The organism is Ruegeria denitrificans, assembly GCF_001458295.1.
In the GTDB taxonomy this organism is placed as follows: domain Bacteria; phylum Pseudomonadota; class Alphaproteobacteria; order Rhodobacterales; family Rhodobacteraceae; genus Ruegeria; species Ruegeria denitrificans.
Window position 1 is genome coordinate 18,839 of the sequence record NZ_CYUD01000015.1, and the last position, 24,269, is coordinate 43,107.

Genomic DNA, 24,269 nt, shown 5'->3' on the forward strand with positions numbered 1-24,269 from the left:
ATGGCCAGTCATCGGCAGAGCGGTATTTTTACGGGTTTGTCATGGACGAGTCTTTGTGTTCAATTCCTGCAACCGACGATTTGGGAGGAACGGCGGATGGCCTTGAGCAGTATCTACACCCGCGAATTGGATAAATGCCGCGCGAATTTTACGCCGCTTACGCCGTTGAGTTTTATTGAGCGAACGGCACAGGTTTACCCCGACTACCCTTCGGTTGTTTACGGTGAGCGCCGGTATAGTTGGGCCGAGACCTATACCCGGTGCCGTCGTCTTGCGGGTGCATTGACCGCACGGGGGATCGGGCAGGGCAACACGGTGTCGATCATCGCCGCCAACATCCCCGAGATGTATGAGGCACATTTTGGCGTGCCCATGGTTGGCGCCGTTCTGAACGCGATCAACACGCGCCTGGATGCAGCAATCATTGCATTCATTTTGAACCACGCGGAGGCCAAGGTGCTTCTGGTCGATCCCGAATTTTCGGGCGTGGTGAAAGAGGCGCTGAAACAAGTCGATCATGACCTTCTGGTCATTGATATCGAAGACGCCAGTTTTGAGGGCGGAGAAAAGCTGGGCGAGCTGACCTATGATGCCTTGTTGGCCGAGGGTGATCCGGAGTTTGACTGGTCCTTACCCAGCGATGAATGGGACGCGATCACGCTGAACTATACGTCCGGCACCACAGGCAATCCAAAAGGCGTAGTTTATCACCACCGGGGCGCGGCGCTGAATGCGCAATCAGACCTGTTGGACTGGGATATGCCAAAACACGCGACATATCTTTGGACCTTGCCAATGTTCCACTGCAATGGCTGGTGCTTTCCCTGGGCGATGGCGGCCAATGCAGGCGTCTCGGTCTGTTTGCGCGCGGTGCGTGCCGAACCGATCTATGCGGCCTTCAAGGATGAGAAAGTCACGCATTTCTGCGGCGCGCCGATCGTGCTGAATATGCTGGCCCATGCACCGGATGAACTAAAAGACTTCGATCATCAGATCAAGGTGATGACTGCAGGTGCCCCGCCTCCCGCCGCCGTGATCGAGGCGATGGAGGCCATGGGGGTCGAGGTGACACATGTGTATGGTCTGACCGAAACCTACGGCCCGTCGGTGGTCTGCGCCTGGAAGGACGAATGGAACACCAAGGATGCGCAGGAACGCGCGGCGCTGAAAGTGCGGCAGGGGGTGCGCTATTCGGCCCTGTCAGGCCTGATGGTGGCCGACCCCGAAACGTTAGAGCCCGTGCCCGCCGATGGCGAAACCATGGGTGAGATTTTCATGCAAGGTAACGTGGTGATGAAAGGCTATTTGAAAAACCCCGAGGCAACGGACAAAGCATTTAACGGCGGTTGGTTTGCTTCGGGCGATTTGGGGGTAATGTATCCCGATGGCTATATCGCGCTTAAGGATCGGTCTAAGGACATCATCATTTCGGGGGGCGAGAATATTTCGTCCGTCGAGGTCGAGGGCACGTTGTACAAACACCCGGCAGTGATGGAGGCCGCAGTTGTGGCGCGCCCGGACGAAAAATGGGGTGAAACCCCCTGCGCCTTTGTCGAGCTAAAGCCTGACGCCACCGCGACCGAGGCTGAATTGATTGCATTCTGCCGGGACAACATGGCCCATTTCAAAGCGCCTAAAAAGGTGGTGTTCGGAACCTTGCCAAAAACATCGACCGGCAAGATTCAGAAATTCGTGCTGAGGGATCAGGCGCGGGCGCTGACCTAAGCGCCCATCTTGTCAAAAATCGACAGGTTCAACTCTAACATTTCCCCCATCCAAATGGCGCGATCCCGGTGATCCTCTAGGTGCTGGCCGGTTTCGGGATGGGTGAAGATGGTCAGCCCCTGTCGGTTCAGCATCAGCCAGGGAATGACTTGGTCGAAGGCGTCCGGCGCAAAGGTCAGCTGGCAGCTCCAGCGGGGGTGCGGACCGACATTGCGTTCATGCACACGACCCATTTCAACGGAAAATAACCGCGCGGCGTCTTCGCAAACCTGTCGCGCGACACCCACCGTGTCTGCGTCAAAATAGACATGGGCGTGATAGCCGGTGATCTCGGGCATGGTGACCTCATCAATCTGTATCACAGAAAACCTAGCCGAATTTTCAGTCATTCCTATCCTCACCGGCACACACACCCTGTGCGCGGAGTCAAGTCGGGGAGCTTGCGTCTGGATGTGCGGCGGCAAAGGCAGGGTGTTCGGAGCAAATGGCTTCGACCGCAAGGATGCGGGGCAGGTCAGACAGATCAACCTGCCAGCGCCGCGCGTTGTACAATTGCGGGATTAGGCACAGATCGGCCAGCCCGGGGCTGCTGCCCGTGCAAAAGGGGGTCTGCTTAAAGCCGGCCAGCAGAGATTCAAATGCAAGCAAGCCGGGCCGGATAAAGTGGCGCATCCAATCGCCCGGCATCCCGTCGGCTCCGTTGCTAAGCATTGTTGCATACTGCGCCACCGACAGATTGCAGACCGGGTGAATATCCACCGCGATCGAGTGCGCTAGGGCCGTGGCCTTGGCGCGCAATGCAGGCTCAGCAGGTAACAGGCCCAAACCCCGGCTTTGATCCAGATAGTCGATGATCGCTAGGGATTGCGTCAGCCGTAGTCCGTCAATGTCCAGCACCGGAACCAGACCTTGCGGATTGCGGGCCAGATGATCTTGCGATTTCTGATCTCCGGCTTTCAGGTCCACAGAAATGGGTCGATACGCGACCCCAGCCAGATTCAGTGCGATGCGCACCCGATAGCTGGCCGACGAGCGCCAATAGTCAAACAGAACCACCTCGCCCATGATCTCAGCTACCCCTGAGCGCCGCTGCCTTTACCGCCTGAGTCAGCACGTCGGCATCCCCGATATGGTTGGCCAGCACCAGTACCAGCCGCGCGTTCAGCGCGTCGCTTGCGGATTTGTCCAACCCGTCATGGGCGGCCAGCAAACCGGCATAGAAGTCATCGGCACTGTCGAGGTTCGGGGTGAGGATCAGATCAGCCATTTTCTTACTCCTTTCCGGTGGCCCGGCGAATTGCCTGCCGGAATGCGTTTTCTTCGAAAGTGTCACGCCGCGCGGCGACATGCTGATCAGGGCGGATCAGGTATACCGCACCGGTTGCATCGCCCAGATACCGGCGCTTGAGTTCCAGCGTCAGGTCATCCTTGACTGACAACGCAAGCCGAGTGGCTTCGACCCCGCCTTCCTCGATCCGCTCTGGTGCACCGGCGTCAATGGTCAACAAGGTGAACTTGCCCGCCAGTTTTGGCAACAGGAATTCATCGCCCAGCGGTGCATCCGGGCAGGCGGAACCCGGTCGTGTGATGTCCGGTCCGTTCAGTGCATCGGCCGAGCTGAGCGAAGAATCCTGATAGGTGCAGGGCGTGCTCAACCGCCCGGAATTGACCAGAGGGCGGGCGAATTCGAAGTGCTCGCTGAGGTCCAGAACCGCGTCTCGCAATAGACGTGATATTTGGGATTTCGGCGTGATAAAATCGGTCGAACGACTGGACTTCGCGATATTCGCATCTGCCGCCTGTACTCTTTCGCGGCTGTAGCTATCCAGCAATATCTCGGGGGCTTTGCCGTCGAGAACCAGTTTCAGTTTCCAACACAGGTTATCGGCGTCCTGAATCCCGCTGTTGGCCCCCATCGCCCCGAACGGGCTGACCTGATGGGCACTGTCGCCTGCAAACAGTACGCGGCCATGGCGGAAACGTTCCATCCGGCGGCATTGGAACGTATAGATCGACACCCATTCCAGATCGAAATCCACATCCTCGCCCAGCATCGCCTTTAGGCGCGGGATGACATTCTCGGGGCGTTTTTCACGCTCTTTGTCGATATCCCAGCCCAGTTGCAGGTCAATCCGCCAGACATTGTCGGGTTGCTTGTGTAACAGGGCCGATTGACCGCGATTGAACGGCGGATCGAACCAGAACCAGCGTTCGGTGGGGAAATCAGCCTCCATCACCACGTCAGCGATCAGGAAGTTGTCTTCGAACACGCGGCCGTCGAAATCCAGCCCCAGCATCCGGCGGGTGGGAGAATTGGCCCCGTCGCAGGCAATCAACCAGTCGGCTTCAACGTTATAGGGCCCTTCGGGGGTTTCGACCTCAAGCACCACGTGGCTGTCATGGGTGCCGATGGCCTCAACCTTGTTGCGCCCGCGAATTTCAATGGGCGCGCCCGCAGCCTGCAATTGACGCACACGATCGACCAGAGCGTTTTCGAAATAGTACTGCTGAAGGTTGATGAAGGCTGGATTTGCGTAGCCCGTGTCGGGTTGCAGGTTGAATTCATAGACCTGCCGATTATCGAAAAAGACCTTGCCGACATTCCATTGGACGCCCTTATCCACCATCGGACTTCCCGCGCCCAAGCGGTCAGCAATATCAAGTGTTCGTTGTGAAAAACAAATGGCCCGACTGCCGAAGCTGACCTTGTCATTGTCATCTAGCACCACAACCTCGACCCCTTGCTGGGCCAGATCTATGGCAGTGGCCAGCCCGACCGGGCCGGCGCCGATCACGATGACCTTGTGTCGTACAGCCGTGGCAGCGTCCTGATCGGAGCTACGTTCGTAGGCATACAGCGGGACTTCGAAAATCTTGTTCATGGGCTTTCCCCCGAAGCATATATGCGCAAGGCGCAGAAATCCTGTTCCCCGGCACGGCAACGCCCGGGGCCTTGCCCAATGCTTTCACCGATTCTTCCGTGACAAAACGATCTGGATCAAATGCGACGGAATGTCCTTAACCTTGCAACTCTGCCCACATTTCCAGATCACGTTTATCCGTCCAGATGCGGGGGTGAGTGATCCCGCGGGCCTCGTCATAGGCGCGACTGACGTTGAAGGGCAGGCAGTGCTCGTAGATCGCATAGTCCTTGAACTTTGGATCGCAGGCATCGCGCACCGCGTCCCAGGCGTCCTTGAGCGACCCGCCTTTCATCGCGACGCGTTTGGCCGGACCGTAGGTTGAGTTCACGAAATCACGGGTACTTTCGATGGCACGTTCAACGGCGTCCTTTCCGACCAGCGCGCCGCCTCGTCCCGGTGCAATGGCGTCTACGTCATAGGCTTTGATCGCATCCAGCGTTCCGCTCCAATCCTCGAAATGGCCGTCGCCGCAATAACAGGCCGAGTGGTCCTCGACGATGTCTCCGGTAAACATCACGTTCTGATCGGGCACATGGATCACGGCGTCACCCGCCGTATGGGCGCGACCGATCTGTTTGATGTCGACGCGGCGGTTGCCCAAATACACGGTCATGCTGTCGCTGAAAGTGGTGGTGGGCCAGGTCAGGCCGGGGATGCTTTCATGACCTTCGAACAGGCGGGGGAAACGCTGGAATTCGCTGTCCCAATCCTCTTGCCCACGTTCAACAACCATCGAGCGGGCAACGTCGGACATGATCACCTGTTGAGCCCCAAAGGCGCTGGCACCAAGCACACGCACCGCGTGATAATGCGTCAGGACAACATGGCTGATCGGCTTGTCGGTTACTTCGCGTACCTTTTCGATCACTTTGTTGGCCAAACGTGGCGTTGCCTGGGCTTCGATGATCATCACGCTGTCTTCGCCAATGATGACGCCCGAGTTTGGATCGCCCTCGGCGGTAAAGGCGTAAAGCCCGTCACCGATTTCATCAAAGGTGGTTGTCTTTTCGGTCAGGTCGCTTTGCGACGCGAATGCTTTGGCCATGGCTACACCTCTGGTACCCTTGCGGGTGTTTTATCGTGTCAATTGCGTTGGTATGGAGTGTCGAGCGCGGCAAGGACTTTACCGGTGCAATCGCCGAACCCAATCACGAAACCATCGCCTTTGGCCTCGCCGGTTAGAACCAGCGTGTCACCGTCATTGATGAAGCTGCGGGTCTCGCCGCTGTCCAGCGTAAGAGGCTCTTTGCCACCCCAGCTGAGTTCCAGCAATGAACCGCGATTGTGCTTTTCCGGGCCCGAGATGGTGCCCGAGCCTAACAGATCGCCTGTGTTCATCGGGCAACCGGATGTGGTGTGATGTGCCAGCTGTTGGGCCGCTGAATAGTACATCTCGTTGTAATTGGTCCGGGCGATGGTTGTGGCGGCTTTACCCTCGGGGGTCATGATGACCGACAGATCAATGTCATAGAGCATCGGTCCAACGTCCTTGAGGTGATCCAGCAGCTCGACCTCGCGCGTTGGCGTGTCGCAGCGGAACGGCTCCAGCGCCGCTTTGGTGACGATCCATGGGCTGATCGAGGTTGCCGTTGCCTTGGCCTGAAACGGTCCAAGCGGCTGGTACTCCCAAGCCTGGATATCACGCGCGGACCAGTCGTTCAGCAGGACGTAGCCAAAGATGTTGTCGTCGGCCTCTTGGACCGAGATTGGTCCGTCCGACGGGGTGCCGACGATGGCGCCCATCTCAAGCTCGATATCGAACCGTTGCGACGGCGCGAAGCGGGGCGTGTCGTCATTCGGCCCTTTCAGTTGGCCCCAGGGCCGGCGAATGTCCGTGCCAGACACCACAACCGACGACGCCCGCCCGTTATATCCAATTGGGATATGCAACCAGTTCGGCGGCAGGGCATTTTCCGGTCCGCGGAACATGGTGCCGACATTCTGGGCGTGATGACGACCGGCATAGAAATCGGTATATTCACTGACGGCAAACGGCATGTGCATATCAGCGTCGGCCTGCGCGACAAGCAGGGGTTCGACCTTGCCTCGTTCCTCGGACTCTTCGGCCAGCAAAGCTGTTAGCCTGTCACGCAGGGCGGCCCAGACGGCGGGGCCTTCTTCCATCAGCGGGTTCCAGAAGGGTAGATCGAAGAGCGGCTCATCGGACAGCTCGATCAGACCTTCGGCCTCGGCTTCGGTGACGTCCAGGATCATATCGCCAATCGCGACGCCGCAGTGAGGTTCGGCTCCATCTGCGGAAAACACGCCATAAGGCAAGTTGTTGAGTGGAAACGGATGGGTGGCGCCATTTGCCGAATCCACCCAGGATTTCGAAAGTGTCATTGGTTTTCCTTGTCGCCTTTGTCGTCGTTGCGAATGTGGCACCGGGAAAGAGCGTGCCGCATGGTCCTGTTTCCATCCTTCAGTCGCCGCCGGGATCGGCCCCGCCGGAAGAACCCTCCTGTCGATGGCCGGGCATTGGATTGTGCGTGTAGCGGTTGCGCTTGCCATTCCAACGTCCGCGTTGTGTCCATATCGATATGCCGATTAGGGCCAAGAACACGGCAACGACTATGTATCCAGCATCCATCACTTCTTTCCCGGTGTGCCGTCGAACTTTTTCTCAAGTGAGGTCCAGCAGTCAATGTAATCATCCTGCAAGGGGGCCTCGTTGGCGGCAAAAGGTGTCAGATGTTGCGGAAAGCGCGTTTCGAACATGAAGGACATGGTGTTGTCCAGCTTGTCGGGACCTAGGTTGGCGTTCGAGGCCTTTTCGAACGCATCGCGATCCGGTCCGTGCGGCAGCATCATGTTGTGCAGGCTCATCCCGCCGGGAACAAAGCCCTGCGGTTTGGCGTCATACTGGCCGTAGATATTGCCCATCAGCTCGGACATGATGTTCTTGTGATACCAGGGCGGGCGGAACGTATCCTCGGCAACCATCCAGCGTTCGCGGAACAGGACAAAATCGATATTGGCCGTGCCCGGCTGCCCCGAGGGCGCTGTCAGCACGGTAAAGATCGACGGGTCAGGGTGGTCGAACAGGATCGCACCGACTGGGCAATAGGTGCGCAGGTCATATTTGTAGGGCGCGTAGTTTCCATGCCACGCGACCACATCCAGTGGGCTTTGGTCGATCTTGGTGGTGTGGAACTGCCCGCACCATTTAACGGTCACGGTCGAAGAAACCTCGCGGTCTTCAAACGCCGCAACCGGAGCTTTGAAGTCGCGCGGATTGGCCATGCAATTGGCGCCGATGGGGCCACGGCCGGGCAGCTCGAACTTCTGGCCGTAGTTCTCGCAGACAAAGCCACGCGCGGGGCCGTCCAGTACCTCGACCCGATAGACCAGCCCGCGCGGGAGGATGGCGATCTCTTTGGGTTCCAGATCAATAATCCCCAGCTCCGTCGCAAAACGCAGGCGGCCTTCCTGCGGCACCACCAGCAACTCGGAATCGGCCGAGTAGAAATAGTCATCCACCATCGACTCGGTGATCAGATAGATATGGCTGGCCATGCCGACCTGAGTGTTCACATCCCCCGCTGTGGTCATCGTGCGCATGCCGGTCAGCCAGGTCAGCCCCTGATCGGAATGGGGCACCGCATCCCAGCGGTACTGGCCCAGGCTGATCACGTCCGGGTCCACACAAGGCGCGGATTTCCAATAGGGCAGGTCGATCTTTTCGTAGCGATGCGAATGTTTGACCGAGGGTCGGATGCGGTAACACCACGTCCGCTCGGGCGGGTTGGCGGTAAAGGCCGTCCCGCTGAGCTGTTCGCCATAAAGGCCGTAATTACACCTCTGAGGGCTGTTCATCCCCTGCGGCAGTGCACCGGGTAAAGCCTCAGTCTCAAAGTCATTTCCAAAGCCAGGCATATAGCCTGCATAAGTGCCAACGGGGCTACTGGCTTGGGTCATTTCATGCGGATCGGTCGGATGGTTCATCCTGTGTTCCTCCGGTTGCTGCTTGCGGAATAATAGTTGATTTTGTAACTAACAAGCATGACTCAGACCGATTCCACGAAAATTGATGACTTTAATTTGCAGGAATTCCTGCCCTATCTGCTGAACCGCGCGGCCGAGGAAAGCTCGTTAGAGTTTCAGCAGATTTATAAGGACCGCTATGGCATACTTCGTACCGAATGGCGGGTATTGTTCCATCTGGGCAATTATGGCGAGATGACCGCGAAAGAGATCGGTGAACGGGCCAGGTTACATAAAACCAAGATCAGCCGCGCGGTGCACAGGTTGGAAACCCGCCGATACCTGGTGCGCAATCGCAGTGAAACAGACCGCAGGGTGGAAAACCTGATATTGACCCAGATGGGGCAATCCGTCTATCGCGAGCTGAGCGGCATTGCCGAGCAATATGATGCAAAGCTGATGGCCCAATTTAACGCGGATGAAGTCGCTCTATTGCGCAAAATGTTGCGGCGGCTGGCGCATATGGATTGAGCACTGGTAATTGCGGCCTACGGCCCCCAGATGGCAGTCAGAGCGGACACTGGAAAAAAAATATAATGACGACCCTTAACGCCGAAACGGCGAAATCTACTGATCTTATCAATTGGCTTGTCACCCGAGGGCTGGAAGGCGCGCCGAAAGAGGAATTGCTGGACGGCTATTGCAACAAGCTGTTGGAGCTGGGCGTTCCGTTGATGCGCTTTCACGCCGCTCAACCGGCGTTGCACCCGGTCTATGGGGGGACCGGATTTAGCTGGTATCAAGGGGCAGGCGGCGAAATCGAGACGTTTGATTCCTCTGATGAGCCCAGCGAAGAATGGCAGCAAAGCCCTCTGTTCGCGATCTTGAACAATGATATCGACGAAATTCGCGAGCGTCTGGTCGACCAGAACGAGCCCAGCCGCTTTCCTTTGTTGAACGAACTGCGCCAGAACGGTGCCACCGATTACTATGCGACCGGGGTCAGTTTTGACGTTCCAACGCACAATGGACCCAAAGACGCCAAGAAAGCAGTAGACGGGGTGCTGATGTCCTGGACGTCGAACGCGCCGCGAGGGTTCGAGGATAATGATCTGGACCTGATTAACACTGCCTTGCCCCATCTGGGGTTGGCGTTGAAATCTGCGGCAAGCACGCGCGTTTCCAAGGATTTGATGCGGGTCTATCTGGGCCGTGAGGCCGGGCGGCGGGTGTTGTCAGGCGAAATCCGGCGGGGCTCGCTGCAGCAAATTGATGCGGTGATGTGGAATTTTGATCTGGAAGGCTTCACCAGCCTGTCAGAAGAGCTTCCAGGTGCTGACATCATCGACATGCTGAACGACTATCTGGCAGTCGCCGTTGGTGTCGTCCATGACAATGGCGGCAATATCCTGAAATTCATGGGCGACGGGCTGATGGCAATGTTCGATGTCGGTGAGATTGATGAGGATGCCCGTGCCGCGTTGAAAGCTGTACCGATGCTGCAGCAACGGATGAAAGAACTGAACGCCCGTCGCGAAGCTGACGGCCTGCCAGTTGCCAATTTTACACTGGCCCTGCACGCGGGCGAGATCCTGTATGGCAATATAGGGTCCGAAACCCGACTGGATTTTACCGTCATCGGACCAGCCGTGAACCAGACCGCCCGGATTGCGGGCATGCACCGGTCGCTGGGACAGCGGATTTTGATCTCGGACGACGTGGCCCGCGCGGCCCAACCTTGTGGCCAGGATCTGATCTCGGTCGGGCGTTACATGTTGCGCGGCGTACCTGAACCGAAGGAGCTGTTTACGGTCTACAATCCTGTCGCAGCGTAACCGGGCAATTCAATGTTTTGGATTGCCCCAAACCAGACCCTGTCCTGCCGTTCGGTATCCGGGTTAAGACACGTCAGTTTTCAATAGCAAAAAGGGCCCATTCCCCACTGGTTCCTCTGAGTTCTCGCCGCCCCAATTCGCAGAAGCTGTGATCAGATCCAAATGTCAGATCTTTGACCGTCTGGGACGTCAGAATTTCATCAGGATTTGCTTCGCTCATAAGCCTTGCTGCCACATGCACTGCAACGCCCGCCAGATCTTCTCCGCGGATTTCACATTCTCCGGTATGTACACCCGTACGGCTTTTTAACCCCAAGTTCGCCATGTCATTACGCAGGAATTGCGCGCAATCCAATGCACTGGTTGGTCCGCGAAAGGAAAGAAGATACCCGTCCCCCGTATGTTTAATCGTGGTTCCCCCAAAGGCGGCGACCCGGCGCTGTACGGTCAGATCAAGTTGATTCAATACACTATGCCAGCGTTCATCGCCCATTTCCGTCAAACGCTCGGTTGAATCGACGACATCAAGAAATACCAGCGTCAGTAGCTTTCGTTCGGTCGATTCCGAAGCTGCTTCACCGGTCACGAATGCCCGTATTTCTGAGACCATCTGATCCTGATCTCCGTACCAGGCGATGTGGTCTTCCCCCGGTAGTATCCGCAATTCTGCCCCCTTGATGTTGTCAGCCAAATATCTTGCATGACCTACGTCGCACCACCGGTCACCCTTGCGATGCATAACCAGGGTAGGGGTTCGTATCGCCTCTAGAATGTGACGGTAGTCGATATCGAAGTTCATCTGCGACAATTTCATCAAAGCACGAGGGCTTGCTGCATATCGAAAATATGTATCGAGCCAGCGTTGTGCCGCCGGATCATCAGAAATGCTGGGTGCTCCGTCCAATCCGATGAAATCGCCGTCTGCGTAACCACTGAAGTACTTTATCGCTTTTTCCAATTCATCAGGTTTAAGCCCAAGCGGATAATCCGGAGCCCATTTATAACGAGGTCGACTTCCGTTTAAGATCAGATGGCTTACCCGCTCGGGGTAAGTGGCTGCGAAAACACTGGAAATCGCACCACCTTCGGACATTCCAAAAATCGCAACACGTTCGGTGCCGACAGCGTCCAACACAGCGTTAATGTCCTGCGAGCGCTCTTCAAGCGTGGGATAACCGACGTCCCGGTCGGACATGCCCACACCACGTTTGTCAAAGAAAATAACTCGCGCGAACCGGCTGATTTTGGTCAGAAATCGCGCATAGTCCGGGCTTTCCCATGCGTATTCGATATGGGTCGCCCAACCTTGTGCCCACAACAGATCAATAGGTCCGGTTCCGAAAACCTGATAAGCGATGTGAATATCGCCTGCCTTGGCATATTGCGTCCTAGGCCGTTCCATGACCCAAATTCGCGCGTGGCACCAATTCGGTCAATAGGCTGGTGCAGCACAGCGTGGGCAAAAGATCAGACTGACGAATGCAGCGGCTTTGCCTTAAGACCCACCCTAAAAGTCGATCTCGACCCCTGGCAGGTTCAGTTCCTTCATCATGTCGCGCAGCTCTTGTCGGGCTGCGATATTCGAGATGTTCAGTTGTTTGACCCCGATATCCTTAAGATCCAGCAGGGTCAGGCCGCGCGGAAACAACTCACGGAAAATCACCCGCTCGGAAAACCCCGCAGCGACACGGAATCCGATGCGCTGCGACAGCAATTCGATCGCGCGCTGCATCTTTTCCTTGTTGACCATGCGCTGTGTACCGACACGGTTGCGCACAACCACCCAGTCAATGGGTTTCAGCCCGGCCTGCGCCCGCAATTGCCGCGCATTCCAAACCATTTCGGAATAGACCGAGGGGCCAAGGATTTTCTCACCCTTTGAATCAATCCGCGCCAGCAGGTCAAAGTCGATAAAGCTGTCGTTCAGCGGCGTGATCAGGGTATCGGCCAGCGAATGCGCCACCTGGCTGAGACGGGTGTGAGAGCCGGGGCAGTCGATCAGGATAAAATCGCTGTCACTTTCCAGCTCGGCTACAGCGGCCGACAGGCGATGGTCATAGATATTCTCACCTGGTTTCAGTTTGGACGCGTCAATCTCGGGCAAGTCATGATGGCGCGGGCTGGGCAGGCCAACTTCGGACCCGTTCAAGAATCTGCCGCGGTTTTCAAAGTACCGTCCTAGGCTGCGCTGCCGCAAATCCAGGTCCAGCGTGCTGACCTTGTGACCCAGCCGGGCCAGTGCGGTGGCCACATGCATCGACACGGTCGATTTGCCTGCGCCGCCCTTCTCGTTCCCCACTACGATGATATGTGCCATGCCTGTATTCCCGTGTCCCGCCGTGGTTACCCACACGTTGTTGCGAACCACTATATGTTGTGGAAGCCGGGATGGGAAGAACCTCAAACGGTGAATTCAGGCTCTAAATTGGAAAACCATGACGTGGAATAGAGTTAAGCTGCACGGTTGCCAAACATGTCGGCCTGTTTCACTGTCAGGTGCAGAGGATTGCGATAGGGGCGGTCGGTGGATCATCTGTTTCTGAACGTTCTGAACGTGGTCTTGCCCGTCCTGATTTGTGCTGGAATCGGATATTGTCTGGCTCTGTTTAAAGCGCCGTTCGACAACAAGGTTATCGGGGGAATTGTCTCACGGGTGGGGTATCCGACACTGATCATCTCGCACCTGTCCACCACAAATATTGCGATGGATACCTTTCTGGATGTGATGGCAGCCGCGGCGCTGGCCATAGCCGGTTTTGGCGTGTTGGGATTCATCACCCTAAAGGCAATGCGACTGCCGGTTCGAGCGTTTCTGACACCACTTATGCATGGCAATGTGGGCAATATCGGGTTGCCGATCACGCTGTTGGCGTTGGGCGATGCAGGCATGGCATATACGATGGGGTTCGTCGTCGTCGTGCTGATCAGCATCTTCACCGTTGGTATGTGGATTCCGGCCGGAGAGTTCTCGCCCCGGAAAATTGCCACCTCACCCATCATCTACGCCGTGATCACCTCGCTGATCTTGATGGCGACCGGGTTCAGCATGCCGCAGCCGGTGGCCAAGTCCTTTGACATTCTCGGCGGTCTGTCCATCCCGCTTATGCTGCTGACGCTTGGGCATACGCTGGCAACATTGCAGATCAAACGGTTGGGACTGGCAGTGGTGCTGACGCTATTGCATCTTGTCATGGCGGTTGGGATCGCCAGTGTGCTGGTCTGGGCTTTTGGATTTACCGGGGCTGAACGTGGTGCGTTGATCCTGTGTTGCCTGATGCCCTCTTCGGTGGCAACTTACCTGTTCATTGATCAACACATACCGGAATACGGTCCGGATGTGGCCGGGTTCATTCTGGTCTCGACACTAACCACAATTGTGGTGTTGCCGGTTGCGCTGTCCTACTGGATCTGACGCGCACCCTATGCGCCGCATCAAAAATCGCTAAACTGCTGATTAATTGCATTAAAGATCTACAGATTGAGGGACGTTGATGACTGACAAGACCTCGGCAGAAGTCACCCCGCAGGCCCGTGCCCGCGTGGTGCTGGCGATGACGGCGATCTGCATGATGGTCGTAGGGTTCAATACCACTGCCGTTGCCACCATCCTGCCCAATCTCAAGGCCGAGTTCGATCTGACCCCTTCGGGCCTTCAATGGGTGATGGCGACCTACACGGTGGCCAGCGCCACGTTGGTCACCATCGTCAGCCGTCTGGGCGATATCACCGGCAAGATGGGCGTGTTCTTCTTTGGGATGATCGTTTTTGCGATCGGTTCAGCCGCGGTCCTGTTCGCGCAGGATGGAACAATGCTGCTGTTCGGTCGCGGTGCGCAAGGGGCAGGGGCGGCGGCGCTGTTCGGCACCTCTTTATCCCTGTTAACCGCTGCGACACCCGAAGAGCAGCGCGCCAGCGTCACCGGCGCGTGGGGTGCGATCGTTGGCCTGGCTATCGGCATTGGGCCCATCGTCGGCGGAGCCTTTGGCCACTATGTCAGCTGGAGGGCGGTTTTTGCGGTCGATCTTCTGCTGCTGGCTGTGGCCTTTGCCATCGGTTTGCACGTCAGCAAGCGGAAATACATACCTGACACCCGCCTTGCCGGGGCAAAATTCGACTATCCGGGTGCGGTCGCTATCCTGTTGTTCCTTGGGCCACTTTCCTTTGCACTCAGTAATGGGGAAAGCGGTGGATGGGGCACGCCCCTTACATTGGTGCCGCTGGCCGTCGCGGCTTTGGCGACCAATGTGCTGGTGATCGTCTCACGCCGCAGCGCAGACCCGCTGGTCGAGCTGCGGTATTTTCGCCATCCGCGGTACTTCATGGCCGCGGCAGGGATGTTTGTGACCGGCTTCACGCTGTTTTGTTTCTTTGTCTATTTCAACACTTTCGTACAGTCACCGGATGCTTTCGGATACAGCTCAATCGGGGCGGGGCTAGCGATCATGCCGCTTAGCCTCAGTATGTTCGTCATCTCGGTGACCGCGCCCCGCTTTCTGGCGCCCTACAGTTTCCAGTGGCCGGTTGCGATTGGTCTGGGGGCGATGGCTTGTGGGTTCCTGTTGCTGATGTTGACCAGCAACACAACTCAATATGCGGAAATCTGGTGGAAGCTGCTGATCGTGGGTATCGGCATGGGCATCTGTTTTTCCTTGCTGCCGCGCCTTGGCCTGCGCCTGCTGCCCGACGAACATGTCGGCCAGGGGTCGGGCGTGATCAATGCCTGCCTTTATTTCGGAGCCACCCTTGGCGCAGTGGTGGGCGGTCTGGCCGAATCCATCACCAAGCGCCGCGGCCTGTCTGAGGTGATCGACGCGCTGCCCGCCGGATCAACCCAGCGCGAGGATTTAGCACACGCACTGACGCATAGTACACCCAGCCAGATTCAACAGTTGATCGCAGGGATGGACCCGTCAGCCAGCTCTGTCTTGGCCAAAGCTTTGCGGGATTTGCAGGATAACGCCTTTGACAGCGCGATGGTTGTCGCTGCAATAGCAGCCCTGATTGGCATGGTACTGGCGCTGCTGCTGCTGCGTGGACCGGTGCCGCCAGTACATAGTGCGGCCGAGCTGACGCGCGCACCCCGCTAAATGTGCAAATAAGGGGGGGCCTTCCCGTCCTGCTCAAAGAAAACTAGCCGCCCAGATACACCCCATCTTTGGGGCGGTAGAAAACCTTCTGATCGTGCAGTTTGCCAAGAAGATCGTGAACGCGGCGCAGCGTGTTTTCGCGAGCCACTTTGCCGTCATCCGTTTCTTCCGGTGTAGCCAGCGACCGCGACGCCGCCAAGCCACGCAAGGCCGTTTCGATCAGATCCATATCCTCTACCGAAAGCTCGAACATATCATTGTATTTAGGCATCTTCAGGGTCTCCGTCTTATCAGGGCGGTTCTTGATGCCAAGTGTAGCACCTTTTCCGCATGGTGCGTTGATCGCTTCCTGTGACGAGTGAGATTCGGCGGAAGTGCCTTCAGGGGTTTTCTTTCTGGCAGGCCCTTCGCATCATCTCGATGCCTGTACTAAAAAGAAAAAGGCCGCCCCAAAGGACGGCCTTTCGCAATCGGAACGGATCAAGCTTAGAAGCCCAGACCTTCGTATTTCTTTTTGAACTTCGACACGCGGCCACCAGCGTCCATCAGGCGCGAGGAGCCACCGGTCCATGCGGGGTGCACAGAGGGGTCGATTTCCAGAGCCAGCTGGTCGCCTTCGGCGCCCCAGGTGGATTTCATCTGAACCACGGTGCCATCGGTCATTTTGACGTCGATGACGTGATAATCGGGATGGATGTCTTTTTTCATCTTTCCGCTCCTTACGCCTCGGCGCCAGCCTTGGGCTTGTAGTTGGTGACTTCTGCGATACGTGCGGATTTACCACGGCGCGAACGCAGATAGTACAATTTGGCGCGACGGACGCGGCCACGGCGGACAACGGTGATGCTGTCGATGTTGGTCGAATGCAGCGGGAACACACGCTCCACGCCTTCGCCAAACGAGATTTTGCGGACGGTGAACGAACCGGCGATACCATCGCCACCTTTGCGCGCGATGCAGACGCCTTCGTAGTTCTGCACACGGGTGCGCGACCCTTCGGTCACTTTAAAGCCGACACGGATGGTGTCACCGGCTTTGAAATCGGGGATGTTTTTCCCCAGGGCGGCAATCTGTTCCGCCTCAAGCTGTGCGATAAGGTCCATCGCAGTTACTCCTATCTGCTCGTGGTTGGTCCACGAAGTTAAGCACGGCCTGAGAGCTCTTGGTCTTCACCGGGTCCTGCGTACAGCCCGCCAGAGGTCAGATCGAATGTTCCTTTGGTCCGGTCCGCTCTGACACGCCGTGGCTGAAGAAAGCCGAGCGTTGCGCCACAATGCAAACCAAAACACCGGAGTCGCGTCGCGCGGCACCGGATTGCGCTGCTTTACGGGGTTTGTGGTCGGGGATCAAGATAAAAACACCATATTTTCTACGCCCGGGCGGTGGGTTTTTGCCGTCTACAAACTGCACCGTTGCCTTATTGGGCCGATCAGGCATTCTGGAGGCAATTATAAGAGCAGAAATTTAAAAACAGGAACCGATCATGCGCATTGCATTGATGCTGGCCGCATTGGCCTTTGCGACCCTGTCCTGCGGTCGCAGTACCCCTCCGCCCCAAAAGGTCGAGGCCAAAGCTTTTCTGAGCACGACCTCCCCTTCGGTCATCTATCCGGCCTTTCGCGACGCCGATCCTCATGACTGGGACGGGCGTCATCCGGGCCATTATCCGGTGCACGGGCTGGATGTGTCACGTTGGCAGGGACCGATCAACTGGCACCAAGCAAAGGCATCGGGTGTCAGTTTCGCGTTCATCAAGGCGACTGAAGGCGGCGACGTGGCCGACCCCCTGTTCGACGATCACCGCCGAGGCGCACAGGCGGCGGGCGTGCCGTGGGGGGCGTATCACTATTATTATTTCTGCCGCCCGGCCCATGAGCAGGCCAGGTGGTTCATCAAGAACGTTCCAAAAGGCGCTGACCTGCCGCATGTGTTAGATATGGAGTGGACCCCACATTCCAGAACCTGCCGGTTGCGCCCCGATGGTGCCACTGTCCGGGCCGAGGCCAAACGGTTCCTTGACATTCTTGAACGTCACTATGGTCGCCGTCCGATTGTCTACACGACCGTGGATTTCCATGGGGACACGGAAATCGGGCGTCTGCGCGGAACCGAATTCTGGCTGCGATCCGTTGCCGGGCATCCGCATCAGGTTTATCCGAAATCATCCTGGCGGTTCTGGCAATATACCGGCACCGGGCTGGTGCCGGGCGTGCAGGGCAAGGTGGATATCAACACGTTCAACGGCCACCCCGAAGCTTGGGCGCGCTGGAAGGCGGGGGGTTAGTCCCGCTCTTTTCGGTAGATCTCCCACAGATCGGGTCGCCGTTCGCGGGTGATTTGTTCCGACACGTCGTGCCGCCATTTGGCAATGCGCCCGTGGTGGCCGGACATCAGAATGTCGGGGATCGGGCGGCCCTTCCATTCGGCAGGGCGGGTGTACTGCGGGTGTTCCAGCAAACCTGACGAAAAGCTTTCTTCTTCGGCCGAGGCCTGATTGCCCAGTACGCCGGGGATCAACCGAACCGTGGCGTCGATCAGCGCCTGCGCTGCGATCTCACCTCCGGTCATGACGAAGTCGCCCAAGCTGACCTCCTGCACACCGTAATGCTCCAGTACCCGTTCATCGACACCTTCGAAACGACCGCACAGCAAGGTCATGCCGTCACAGCGTGCCAGGCTCTGCATCATGCTTTGGTCCATCTGGCGGCCGCGCGGGCTGAGGTAAATCAATGGCCAGTTGCCCTGAACACTCGCCATCGTGTGTTCTATCGCCTCGCCCAGAACGTCGGCACGCAGCACCATGCCCGCACCGCCGCCCGCAGGCGTGTCGTCGACATTGCGGTGCTTGCCGATACCGAACTGGCGCAGATCGACGGTTTCCAGCTGCCACAACCCTTCCTGCAACGCCTTGCCGGTCAGACTTTCTCCCAGCACGCCAGGAAAGGCCGACGGAAACAGAGTGATGATCTTGGCCTTCCACACCCCGTACAGATCTGGCGTAGGCGTCATCAGCTCACGCGGTTTCAGGGTTGGGCGGATCGCGTTGCGACCGTGGGATTTACTGGGTTTGTCTGTCATGTCGTGCCGATCAGAGCGCTTTTCGCGCGTTCGATAATCGCTGTCTTTTGTTCGATCAGGGCAGCTTCGTCCAGACGCGATCGGTTGAGATCCAACAGTTCGGCCAGAACGTCTTCGGGTAGACGATTGTTCACTTTGGAGGGGGGCGCCAAACGCTTGGACTTGTCGCGCGACAGGTCCAGATAATCAGCAAACGGGGTACCGGGGCCAAACCGTTGAAGTTGCAATTCCTCAAGCCAACCTGTTTGCACGGTGACCGACGGTAACCGGTCGCGAATTTGGTCTGCTGTGCCCTGCAGGGACGGCTGGTGATCCATGTTCGACCGAAAGGTTTCGAAATCATGGACCTGGCGCATGCGTTCGAGATCATGCGCCCACAGGCTGCGCAGCCAGCCGCCGCGCTGGCGCAATGACAGGTAGATTGTGATCTCGATCTCTTGCTGGTCAAAGCGGTGGCGAATCTCGTCAACCAGACAGGCGGCAAGTTCCGGCGCCGCCGCATAGCCCTGTTCAATGTTGCGGCTGGGGCGCAGCCCGGCAAAGTTTTCCTCGCTGATAATCAACCCGCGTCTGGTGCCGAAATCCAGCGTTTCAAGAAAGGCGCGCAACCGGGTGCCGAATTCGGACAAGGTACCTACGGTACCGTATATGGAGTGTGTGGTAGCCGCCTGCGAAAGGCCCAAGTTTCGGGTGCGGTAAGGCAGGACCAGTGAAAAATGCGGCCAAATCAGCTCGCGGTTATCATACAGGAAAGACTGCGCCGCAGTGGTGCCGGTTTTGTGAAGCCCCAGATGCAGCAAAACCCGTCGCATCAGATCAACCCTTCGGGCGGGTCGGCGACAATGCGGCCCTTGTCCAGATCGACCGTTGGGACGGCTTCAAGCGTGAAGGGCAACAAGACAGTTGATTTTAGGCCCGGCCCATGTAGTTCCAGCAAGTCGGCCGCGCCGTGGTTCTGCACCGATTTCACCCGTCCCAGCAGGGTGCCGCCAGTGTCGTAAACCTCAAGCCCGATCAGGTCGGTGTGATAGAATTCGTCATCGGGCAGAGACGGCAGCTGATCGCGACGGGCATACAGACGCAAGCCGTTGATGGCGTCAGCCTGTTCTTTGGTCTCAACCCCGCCCAGCCGGGCAGCGAACCCGTTTTTGATCGGGCGGGTCAGAACCAACGGATAGCGCTCTTTGCCGTTTTCGTCCGTCAGAGGGGAATAGGCCTCGATATCCTCGGGGATCGCGCAAAAGCTTTTCAGGCGCACTTCGCCACGCACGCCGTAAGACCCCGCAATGCTGCCGACGCAGATCAGATCATTCATTTGGCTTGTCCACCGTCACACATAATCCGTCCTGCCAATCGCCGCGGGCCTCACATGCCTCGCGCTGGTTCGAGCGTTCAAAGAACACGCCCACAATAAAAGCGATCATCAACAGGATGGGAAGTCGAATAAGCCCGAACATCTTTAGCGCACCTCAATCGGCAGCGTGCCGTGGCGGCTTTCCCAGCCAGCGCGTTCCAGTTCGGGCGTGTCGGAAAACTCTTCGGGTTGCCCAACGCAAAAATAACCGATCAGGCGCCAGTCGTCCGGCACGTTCAGGTCGCGTGCCAACTGGTCGGGGTCCAGAATGGACACCCAGCCCAGCCCCAGCCCTTTGGCCCTTAGGGCCAACCAGAACAGGGTGATGGCGGACACGACGGAATAGCGCCGCATCTCGGGCATTGTTCCCGCGCCCAGACCTTGGCCCTTGTCGGTGGCATCGTCACAGAACACGGCCAATTGCACCGGGGCTTCTTGCATGCCGGACAGTTTCAGCTGGCTGTATAGTTGGGCTTTTTCACCGGAATAACCATCCAGCGCCTGCGCGTTGGCGGTTTGGAAATTCTCAAGCGCCGCAGCACGCGCGGCCTCGCTTTCGACGCGGATAACGCGCCAAGGTTCGCTGAGCCCCACTGAAGGGGCCAGTCGAAACGCGTCGAGGCAGCGCGTCAGCACTGCCTCGTCTATCGCGTCGGTGCGGAACCGACGCACGTCGCGCCGGAGCCGCATCAACAGATCGAACTGCGTGCGGAAATCGTCAGTGAAAGTCTGATCCTGCACGCGCCCGCCTGCTTATTCTTCTGCTGCTGCTTCTTCAGCCGGTGCAGCAGCTGCTTCGGCAGCTTCAGCAACCTTTGCAGCCTTTTCTTCCGCGCGTTCCTGAGCTTTCTTGCCCGGGGTACCCTTGTTGGGGTTGTTACGCTCGGCCTTGTCACGGGTGCCGGCAGCTTCCAGCATGCGCGCGATACGGTCGGTGGGCTGTGCGCCTTGGTCCAGCCAGTACTGAATGCGCTCCACGTTCATTTTCACGCGCTCTTCGCTGTCTTTCGGCAGCAGCGGGTTGTAGGTGCCCAGCTTTTCGATGAAACGGCCGTCACGGGGCATGCGGCTGTCAGCTGCCACGATGCGATAGAAGGGACGTTTTTTCGAGCCGCCGCGGGCGAGACGAATTTTCATTGCCATGGTGGTATCTCCTTTGGATGGCGTTTACCGGGATCGTTTCCGGTTAATTCTGGTGTTTCTTGTGGTGTCGGATGACTTCCTGAATGATGAAATTCAGAAAAGCCTTGGCAAAGTCAGGATCCAGATTGGCCTGTTTCGCAAGGTCTTCTAACCGTGCGATCTGCGTGGCTTCGCGCGTGGGATCGGACGGGGGAAGGTCGTGTGCGGCCTTGAGCTTGCCAACGGCCTGCGTGTGCTTGAACCGCTCGCCCAGCGTGTAGACAAGGATCGCGTCCAGCCGGTCAATGCTTTCGCGGTGCTCTTTCAACAGCGCGGCGGCCTGTGTCACAGGGTTGGTCATTGGCCGATCCTCTTTGCGATCAAAGCGATGTGGGTCATGCATAGGCCTCCATGCCGCCATTCACCAGATCGGCAGGGGCAGGATGGCGCCAGATTTCGGATGCGCCGAATTTGGGATGTTTGTAGTGATAGTCGAACTGTGCGCCCAGCCGTTTGGCTACGGCCTTGCTGGTGTGGTTTTCCGGGGCGATTAGCGAAATCGCGGTATCCCAGCCCAGCACATCATAGGCATGGGTGCGCGCGGCCAAAGCGGCCTCGGTTGCATAACCCTTGCCGGTGGCCTTGTTCATCAGTGTCCAGCCAATCTCAGGCTCGGGCCAGCCATCGGGGAACCACAGGCCGACGCGACCGACATAAGTACCGGTGTCCTTTTCCTCGACGCCCCAGAACCCATAGCCACGCAGGGTCCAGTGGCCCAGCAGCATGGCGATCAAACGCCAAGTTTCATCACGACGTTTTCGCCCGCCAACGAATTCCGACGCGTCACTGGCGTAGAACTCTGCCTCGGCGTCCAGATCAGCTTCGGACGGTGCGCGCAGGATCAGGCGCTCGGTCTCAAGCCGGGGGATATGATGCGCAATGGCTGTCATTACTTCTTCTTGCCAAACCCACTGAGGCCCGGAGGCAGGCCCATGCCACCGCCCATTCCGGGCATGCCACCGGGCATTTTGCCCATCGCCTTGGCCGCCTGTTCAAGCGCTTTGGGGTCCATGCCTGCGGCCATGTCTTCGGGGCTGGGGCCGCCTTTGCCGAACATGCCTTTCATGGCTTGTTTCAGCATCTTGCCTTTGCCCATCTTGCCCATCTTTTTCATCATATCCGACATCTGCCGGTGCATCTTGAGCAGCTTGTTGAGGTCGCTGACCTCCATTCCCGAACCGGCGGCGATCCGTTTCTTACGGCTCGCTTGCAGCAACTGCGGGTTGGCGCGTTCGCGTTTGGTCATGGACTGGATCATGGCGATTTGGCGCTTGAGCACCTTGTCATCCATGCCTGCTTCTTCGACCTGTTTGGCCATTTTGCCCATGCCCGGCATCATGCCCATCATGCCCTGCATACCGCCCATCTGGATCATCTGTTCCAGCTGCATTTTCAGGTCGTTCATGTTGAACTGACCTTTGACCATGCGCTTCATCATGCGCTCGGTCTGTTCCATCTCCATCGTTTCCTGGGCTTTTTCGACCAGAGCAACGATGTCGCCCATGCCCAGAATACGACCGGCGATCCGGTCCGGCTCGAAGGTTTCGAGCGCGTCCATCTTCTCACCCAGACCGACAAAGCGGATCGGCTTGCCAGTGACCGCACGCATCGACAGCGCCGCACCACCGCGCCCGTCGCCGTCCATCCGGGTCAAGACCACGCCCGAGATGCCGACTTTGGCGTCGAACTCTTCGGCGACTTCGACAGCGACCTGACCGGTCAGGCCGTCGACGACCAGCAGGGTCTCGCGCGGGTCGACCGCGTTTCGAACCTGCTCGACCTCGTCCATCAGCACTTCGTCGATGTGCAAACGGCCAGCAGTATCCAGCATATAGACGTCATAGCCACCCAGCGTAGCCTGCTGCTTGGCGCGCTTGGCGATATCAACCGGTTTCTGGCCCGGCACAATCGGCAGGGTGTCCACGCCAACCTGCGTGCCCAGAACGGCCAACTGATCCATCGCTGCCGGGCGATAAACGTCCAGCGAGGCCATCAGGACCTTCTTGCCCTCTTTCTCTTTCAGGCGCTTGGCCAGCTTACCGGTGGTGGTCGTCTTGCCCGAGCCCTGCAGACCGACCATCAGGATTGGGGCAGGCGGGTTATCAATTTTCAGCGCACCGGGATCATCCTCGCCTCGCAGCACGTCGACCAGCGCGTCATGCACGATCTTGACGACCTGCTGTCCGGGGGTAATCGACTTGGTCACCGCCTGACCGGTGGCCTGATCCTGCACTTTCTTGACGAATTCACGGGCAACCGGCAGCGAAACGTCAGCCTCAAGCAGGGCAACCCGAACTTCGCGCAGGGCGGTTTTAACGTCTTCTTCGGACAGAGCACCCTGTTTGGTCAGCCGGTCAAAGACACCAGAAAGGCGTTCGGATAGATTTTCAAACATGCCTTCGGCCTCCTTAGCCGGTTTAGATGTGGCACTACCTAGCTAGGTGGCGCCGGTTAAATACACAATTGCCCCCTCCCACTGAATTAGACGTGGGGGTAATGCCAAATGGCATTGCCCCCACGGGCGAAACTCGCTGGTGGGGGGCGATCCCTGAACGACTCAAGGGACCGGAAGATCAGATGCTTCCGGATGTTGGTGGCGATTTAGGCCGATTGGCTGGCAGAGTCAACCTTGCGCGCCGGAAGCCAACTATTGACGGCATCTGCCAGCCGATGCGCGCCGCGCCCGCTGGAATAGGACTCGACGATGGGGTGCCGACCCGCGCTCATGCCCTTGTTCAGTATGAGAACAGGACGATAAAGCGTTGATGAGCCCTTGTTGCTGCGCGACGTCGTGCTTTCTACCTCTGCATGAGACAAGTTCGAAAGAACGTGTTCTACGGCATCATAGCCAAAAACCGACTGCCTGCGGATTACAATGCTGTCTTTGTCCCGGTCCAAAATGACCTGAACGCGCTGTACAAAGGCGCAGAACGCCCCAAAGCCCAATCCTCCGCCGCCGAGGGCGAATATCAGCCCGAACAGAATGGCCTCGCCCCCCTCGGTCATCAAGAAGAGACCGAGGCCGACAAAGATCAGTATGAAAAAGACGAGCGTGATGCCGATGAACCAAGGGGTATCGGACAGGATCAGTTGGTTCGGTGTGTTGCGCGTGACTTTCATGGCGGCACGCTAGCATCGAACACTGTGCCTGTCGTGGCTT

Annotated in this window: 28 protein-coding genes; 6 read left to right on the top strand and 22 right to left on the bottom strand. The window is 57.8% G+C overall.

Annotation, left to right across the window (positions count from 1 at the left end; all coding sequences use genetic code 11):
- The first annotated feature begins 96 nt into the window (after positions 1–96).
- Positions 97–1,725: an acyl-CoA synthetase gene (locus RUE5091_RS19135; protein WP_058283544.1), complete on the top strand. Its 1,629-nt coding sequence runs from the start codon at positions 97–99 to the stop codon at positions 1,723–1,725.
- Here RUE5091_RS19135 and RUE5091_RS19140 read toward each other — a convergent pair.
- From RUE5091_RS19140 to hmgA, 7 genes are all read right to left on the bottom strand, one after another.
- Entirely contained in the window at positions 1,722–2,114 is a 393-nt protein-coding gene (locus tag RUE5091_RS19140) for a DOPA 4,5-dioxygenase family protein (RefSeq protein WP_442475955.1), read from the bottom strand. The genes RUE5091_RS19135 and RUE5091_RS19140 overlap by 4 nt on opposite strands.
- Before the next feature lie 37 nt (positions 2,115–2,151).
- Positions 2,152–2,790, bottom strand: coding sequence for a maleylacetoacetate isomerase (maiA, locus tag RUE5091_RS19145; protein ID WP_058283545.1), 639 nt, complete (start codon positions 2,788–2,790; stop codon positions 2,152–2,154).
- A gap of 4 nt (positions 2,791–2,794) precedes the next feature.
- Positions 2,795–2,992, bottom strand: coding sequence for a DUF2783 domain-containing protein (locus tag RUE5091_RS19150; protein WP_058283546.1), 198 nt, complete (start codon positions 2,990–2,992; stop codon positions 2,795–2,797).
- A gap of 4 nt (positions 2,993–2,996) precedes the next feature.
- Positions 2,997–4,607, bottom strand: coding sequence for an FAD-dependent oxidoreductase (locus tag RUE5091_RS19155; protein WP_058283547.1), 1,611 nt, complete (start codon positions 4,605–4,607; stop codon positions 2,997–2,999).
- A 136-nt stretch (positions 4,608–4,743) separates the two neighbouring features.
- Entirely contained in the window at positions 4,744–5,694 is a 951-nt protein-coding gene (locus tag RUE5091_RS19160; RefSeq protein ID WP_058283548.1) for an MBL fold metallo-hydrolase, read from the bottom strand.
- Between the two features lie 38 nt (positions 5,695–5,732).
- Positions 5,733–6,992, bottom strand: a complete 1,260-nt coding sequence (gene fahA / locus RUE5091_RS19165) for a fumarylacetoacetase (protein ID WP_058283549.1) — start codon at positions 6,990–6,992, stop codon at positions 5,733–5,735.
- Positions 6,993–7,238: 246 nt separating this feature from the next.
- Positions 7,239–8,594 carry a homogentisate 1,2-dioxygenase gene (hmgA, locus tag RUE5091_RS19170; RefSeq protein WP_058283550.1) on the bottom strand — a complete coding sequence of 452 codons (1,356 nt, stop codon included), beginning with the start codon at positions 8,592–8,594 and terminating at the stop codon, positions 7,239–7,241.
- A 57-nt stretch (positions 8,595–8,651) separates the two neighbouring features.
- Here hmgA and RUE5091_RS19175 point away from each other — a divergent pair, with 57 nt between their 5' ends.
- Both RUE5091_RS19175 and RUE5091_RS19180 read left to right on the top strand, forming a co-directional pair.
- Complete coding sequence (locus RUE5091_RS19175; RefSeq protein WP_058283551.1) at positions 8,652–9,104, top strand: MarR family winged helix-turn-helix transcriptional regulator; 453 nt, start codon at positions 8,652–8,654, stop codon at positions 9,102–9,104.
- Between the two features lie 65 nt (positions 9,105–9,169).
- Entirely contained in the window at positions 9,170–10,408 is a 1,239-nt protein-coding gene (locus tag RUE5091_RS19180) for an adenylate/guanylate cyclase domain-containing protein (protein WP_058283552.1), read from the top strand.
- Between the two features lie 73 nt (positions 10,409–10,481).
- Here RUE5091_RS19180 and RUE5091_RS19185 read toward each other — a convergent pair whose 3' ends face one another.
- Entirely contained in the window at positions 10,482–11,810 is a 1,329-nt protein-coding gene (locus RUE5091_RS19185; protein WP_058283553.1) for an adenylate/guanylate cyclase domain-containing protein, read from the bottom strand.
- A 105-nt stretch (positions 11,811–11,915) separates the two neighbouring features.
- Positions 11,916–12,725 carry a division plane positioning ATPase MipZ gene (locus RUE5091_RS19190; RefSeq protein WP_058283639.1) on the bottom strand — a complete coding sequence of 270 codons (810 nt, stop codon included), beginning with the start codon at positions 12,723–12,725 and terminating at the stop codon, positions 11,916–11,918.
- Positions 12,726–12,932: 207 nt separating this feature from the next.
- On the opposite strand from RUE5091_RS19190, the gene RUE5091_RS19195 reads away from it, so the two are divergent.
- Positions 12,933–13,820, top strand: coding sequence for an AEC family transporter (locus RUE5091_RS19195; protein ID WP_058283554.1), 888 nt, complete (start codon positions 12,933–12,935; stop codon positions 13,818–13,820).
- A 79-nt stretch (positions 13,821–13,899) separates the two neighbouring features.
- A complete protein-coding gene (locus RUE5091_RS19200) occupies positions 13,900–15,495 on the top strand; it encodes an MFS transporter (protein WP_058283555.1) in 1,596 nt (531 codons plus the stop codon).
- Between the two features lie 43 nt (positions 15,496–15,538).
- Here the strand turns inward: RUE5091_RS19200 and RUE5091_RS19205 are convergent, their stop codons facing one another.
- The 3 genes from RUE5091_RS19205 to rplS form a co-directional block, all read right to left on the bottom strand.
- Positions 15,539–15,766, bottom strand: coding sequence for a hypothetical protein (locus RUE5091_RS19205; RefSeq protein WP_058283556.1), 228 nt, complete (start codon positions 15,764–15,766; stop codon positions 15,539–15,541).
- Between the two features lie 215 nt (positions 15,767–15,981).
- Positions 15,982–16,203 (bottom strand): 50S ribosomal protein L31, encoded by a 222-nt coding sequence (gene rpmE / locus RUE5091_RS19210; protein ID WP_050605278.1) that lies wholly within the window; start codon positions 16,201–16,203, stop codon positions 15,982–15,984.
- A gap of 11 nt (positions 16,204–16,214) precedes the next feature.
- A complete protein-coding gene (rplS, locus tag RUE5091_RS19215) occupies positions 16,215–16,598 on the bottom strand; it encodes a 50S ribosomal protein L19 (RefSeq protein WP_058283557.1) in 384 nt (127 codons plus the stop codon).
- Positions 16,599–16,978: 380 nt separating this feature from the next.
- Between rplS and RUE5091_RS19225 the strand changes: the two genes are divergently transcribed.
- Positions 16,979–17,779, top strand: coding sequence for a glycoside hydrolase family 25 protein (locus RUE5091_RS19225; RefSeq protein ID WP_058283559.1), 801 nt, complete (start codon positions 16,979–16,981; stop codon positions 17,777–17,779).
- On the opposite strand, the gene trmD is transcribed toward RUE5091_RS19225, so the two are convergent.
- The 10 genes from trmD to RUE5091_RS19270 form a co-directional block, all read right to left on the bottom strand.
- The gene (gene trmD, locus RUE5091_RS19230) at positions 17,776–18,573 is read right to left on the bottom strand and encodes a tRNA (guanosine(37)-N1)-methyltransferase TrmD (RefSeq protein ID WP_058283560.1); all 798 of its coding nucleotides are present in this window, start codon (positions 18,571–18,573) and stop codon (positions 17,776–17,778) included. The genes RUE5091_RS19225 and trmD overlap by 4 nt on opposite strands.
- A complete protein-coding gene (locus RUE5091_RS19235; protein ID WP_058283561.1) occupies positions 18,570–19,385 on the bottom strand; it encodes a hypothetical protein in 816 nt (271 codons plus the stop codon). Before RUE5091_RS19235 ends, trmD begins: the two co-directional genes overlap by 4 nt.
- Entirely contained in the window at positions 19,385–19,888 is a 504-nt protein-coding gene (gene rimM, locus RUE5091_RS19240) for a ribosome maturation factor RimM (protein WP_058283562.1), read from the bottom strand. The genes RUE5091_RS19235 and rimM overlap by 1 nt, the downstream gene beginning before the upstream one ends.
- Positions 19,881–20,030, bottom strand: coding sequence for a hypothetical protein (locus RUE5091_RS23320; protein ID WP_165590802.1), 150 nt, complete (start codon positions 20,028–20,030; stop codon positions 19,881–19,883). The genes rimM and RUE5091_RS23320 overlap by 8 nt, the downstream gene beginning before the upstream one ends.
- 2 nt (positions 20,031–20,032) lie before the next feature.
- A complete protein-coding gene (gene bluB, locus RUE5091_RS19245; protein ID WP_082643729.1) occupies positions 20,033–20,668 on the bottom strand; it encodes a 5,6-dimethylbenzimidazole synthase in 636 nt (211 codons plus the stop codon).
- Positions 20,669–20,680: 12 nt separating this feature from the next.
- Entirely contained in the window at positions 20,681–21,070 is a 390-nt protein-coding gene (rpsP, locus tag RUE5091_RS19250) for a 30S ribosomal protein S16 (RefSeq protein WP_058283563.1), read from the bottom strand.
- Positions 21,071–21,113: 43 nt separating this feature from the next.
- The gene (locus RUE5091_RS19255; RefSeq protein WP_058283641.1) at positions 21,114–21,410 is read right to left on the bottom strand and encodes a chorismate mutase; all 297 of its coding nucleotides are present in this window, start codon (positions 21,408–21,410) and stop codon (positions 21,114–21,116) included.
- 34 nt (positions 21,411–21,444) lie between these two features.
- Positions 21,445–21,999 (bottom strand): GNAT family N-acetyltransferase, encoded by a 555-nt coding sequence (locus tag RUE5091_RS19260; RefSeq protein ID WP_058283564.1) that lies wholly within the window; start codon positions 21,997–21,999, stop codon positions 21,445–21,447.
- Positions 21,999–23,504, bottom strand: a complete 1,506-nt coding sequence (gene ffh, locus RUE5091_RS19265) for a signal recognition particle protein (protein ID WP_058283565.1) — start codon at positions 23,502–23,504, stop codon at positions 21,999–22,001. The genes RUE5091_RS19260 and ffh overlap by 1 nt, the downstream gene beginning before the upstream one ends.
- 206 nt (positions 23,505–23,710) lie before the next feature.
- Positions 23,711–24,229: a hypothetical protein gene (locus tag RUE5091_RS19270; protein ID WP_058283566.1), complete on the bottom strand. Its 519-nt coding sequence runs from the start codon at positions 24,227–24,229 to the stop codon at positions 23,711–23,713.
- Between the last annotated feature and the right edge of the window lie 40 nt (positions 24,230–24,269).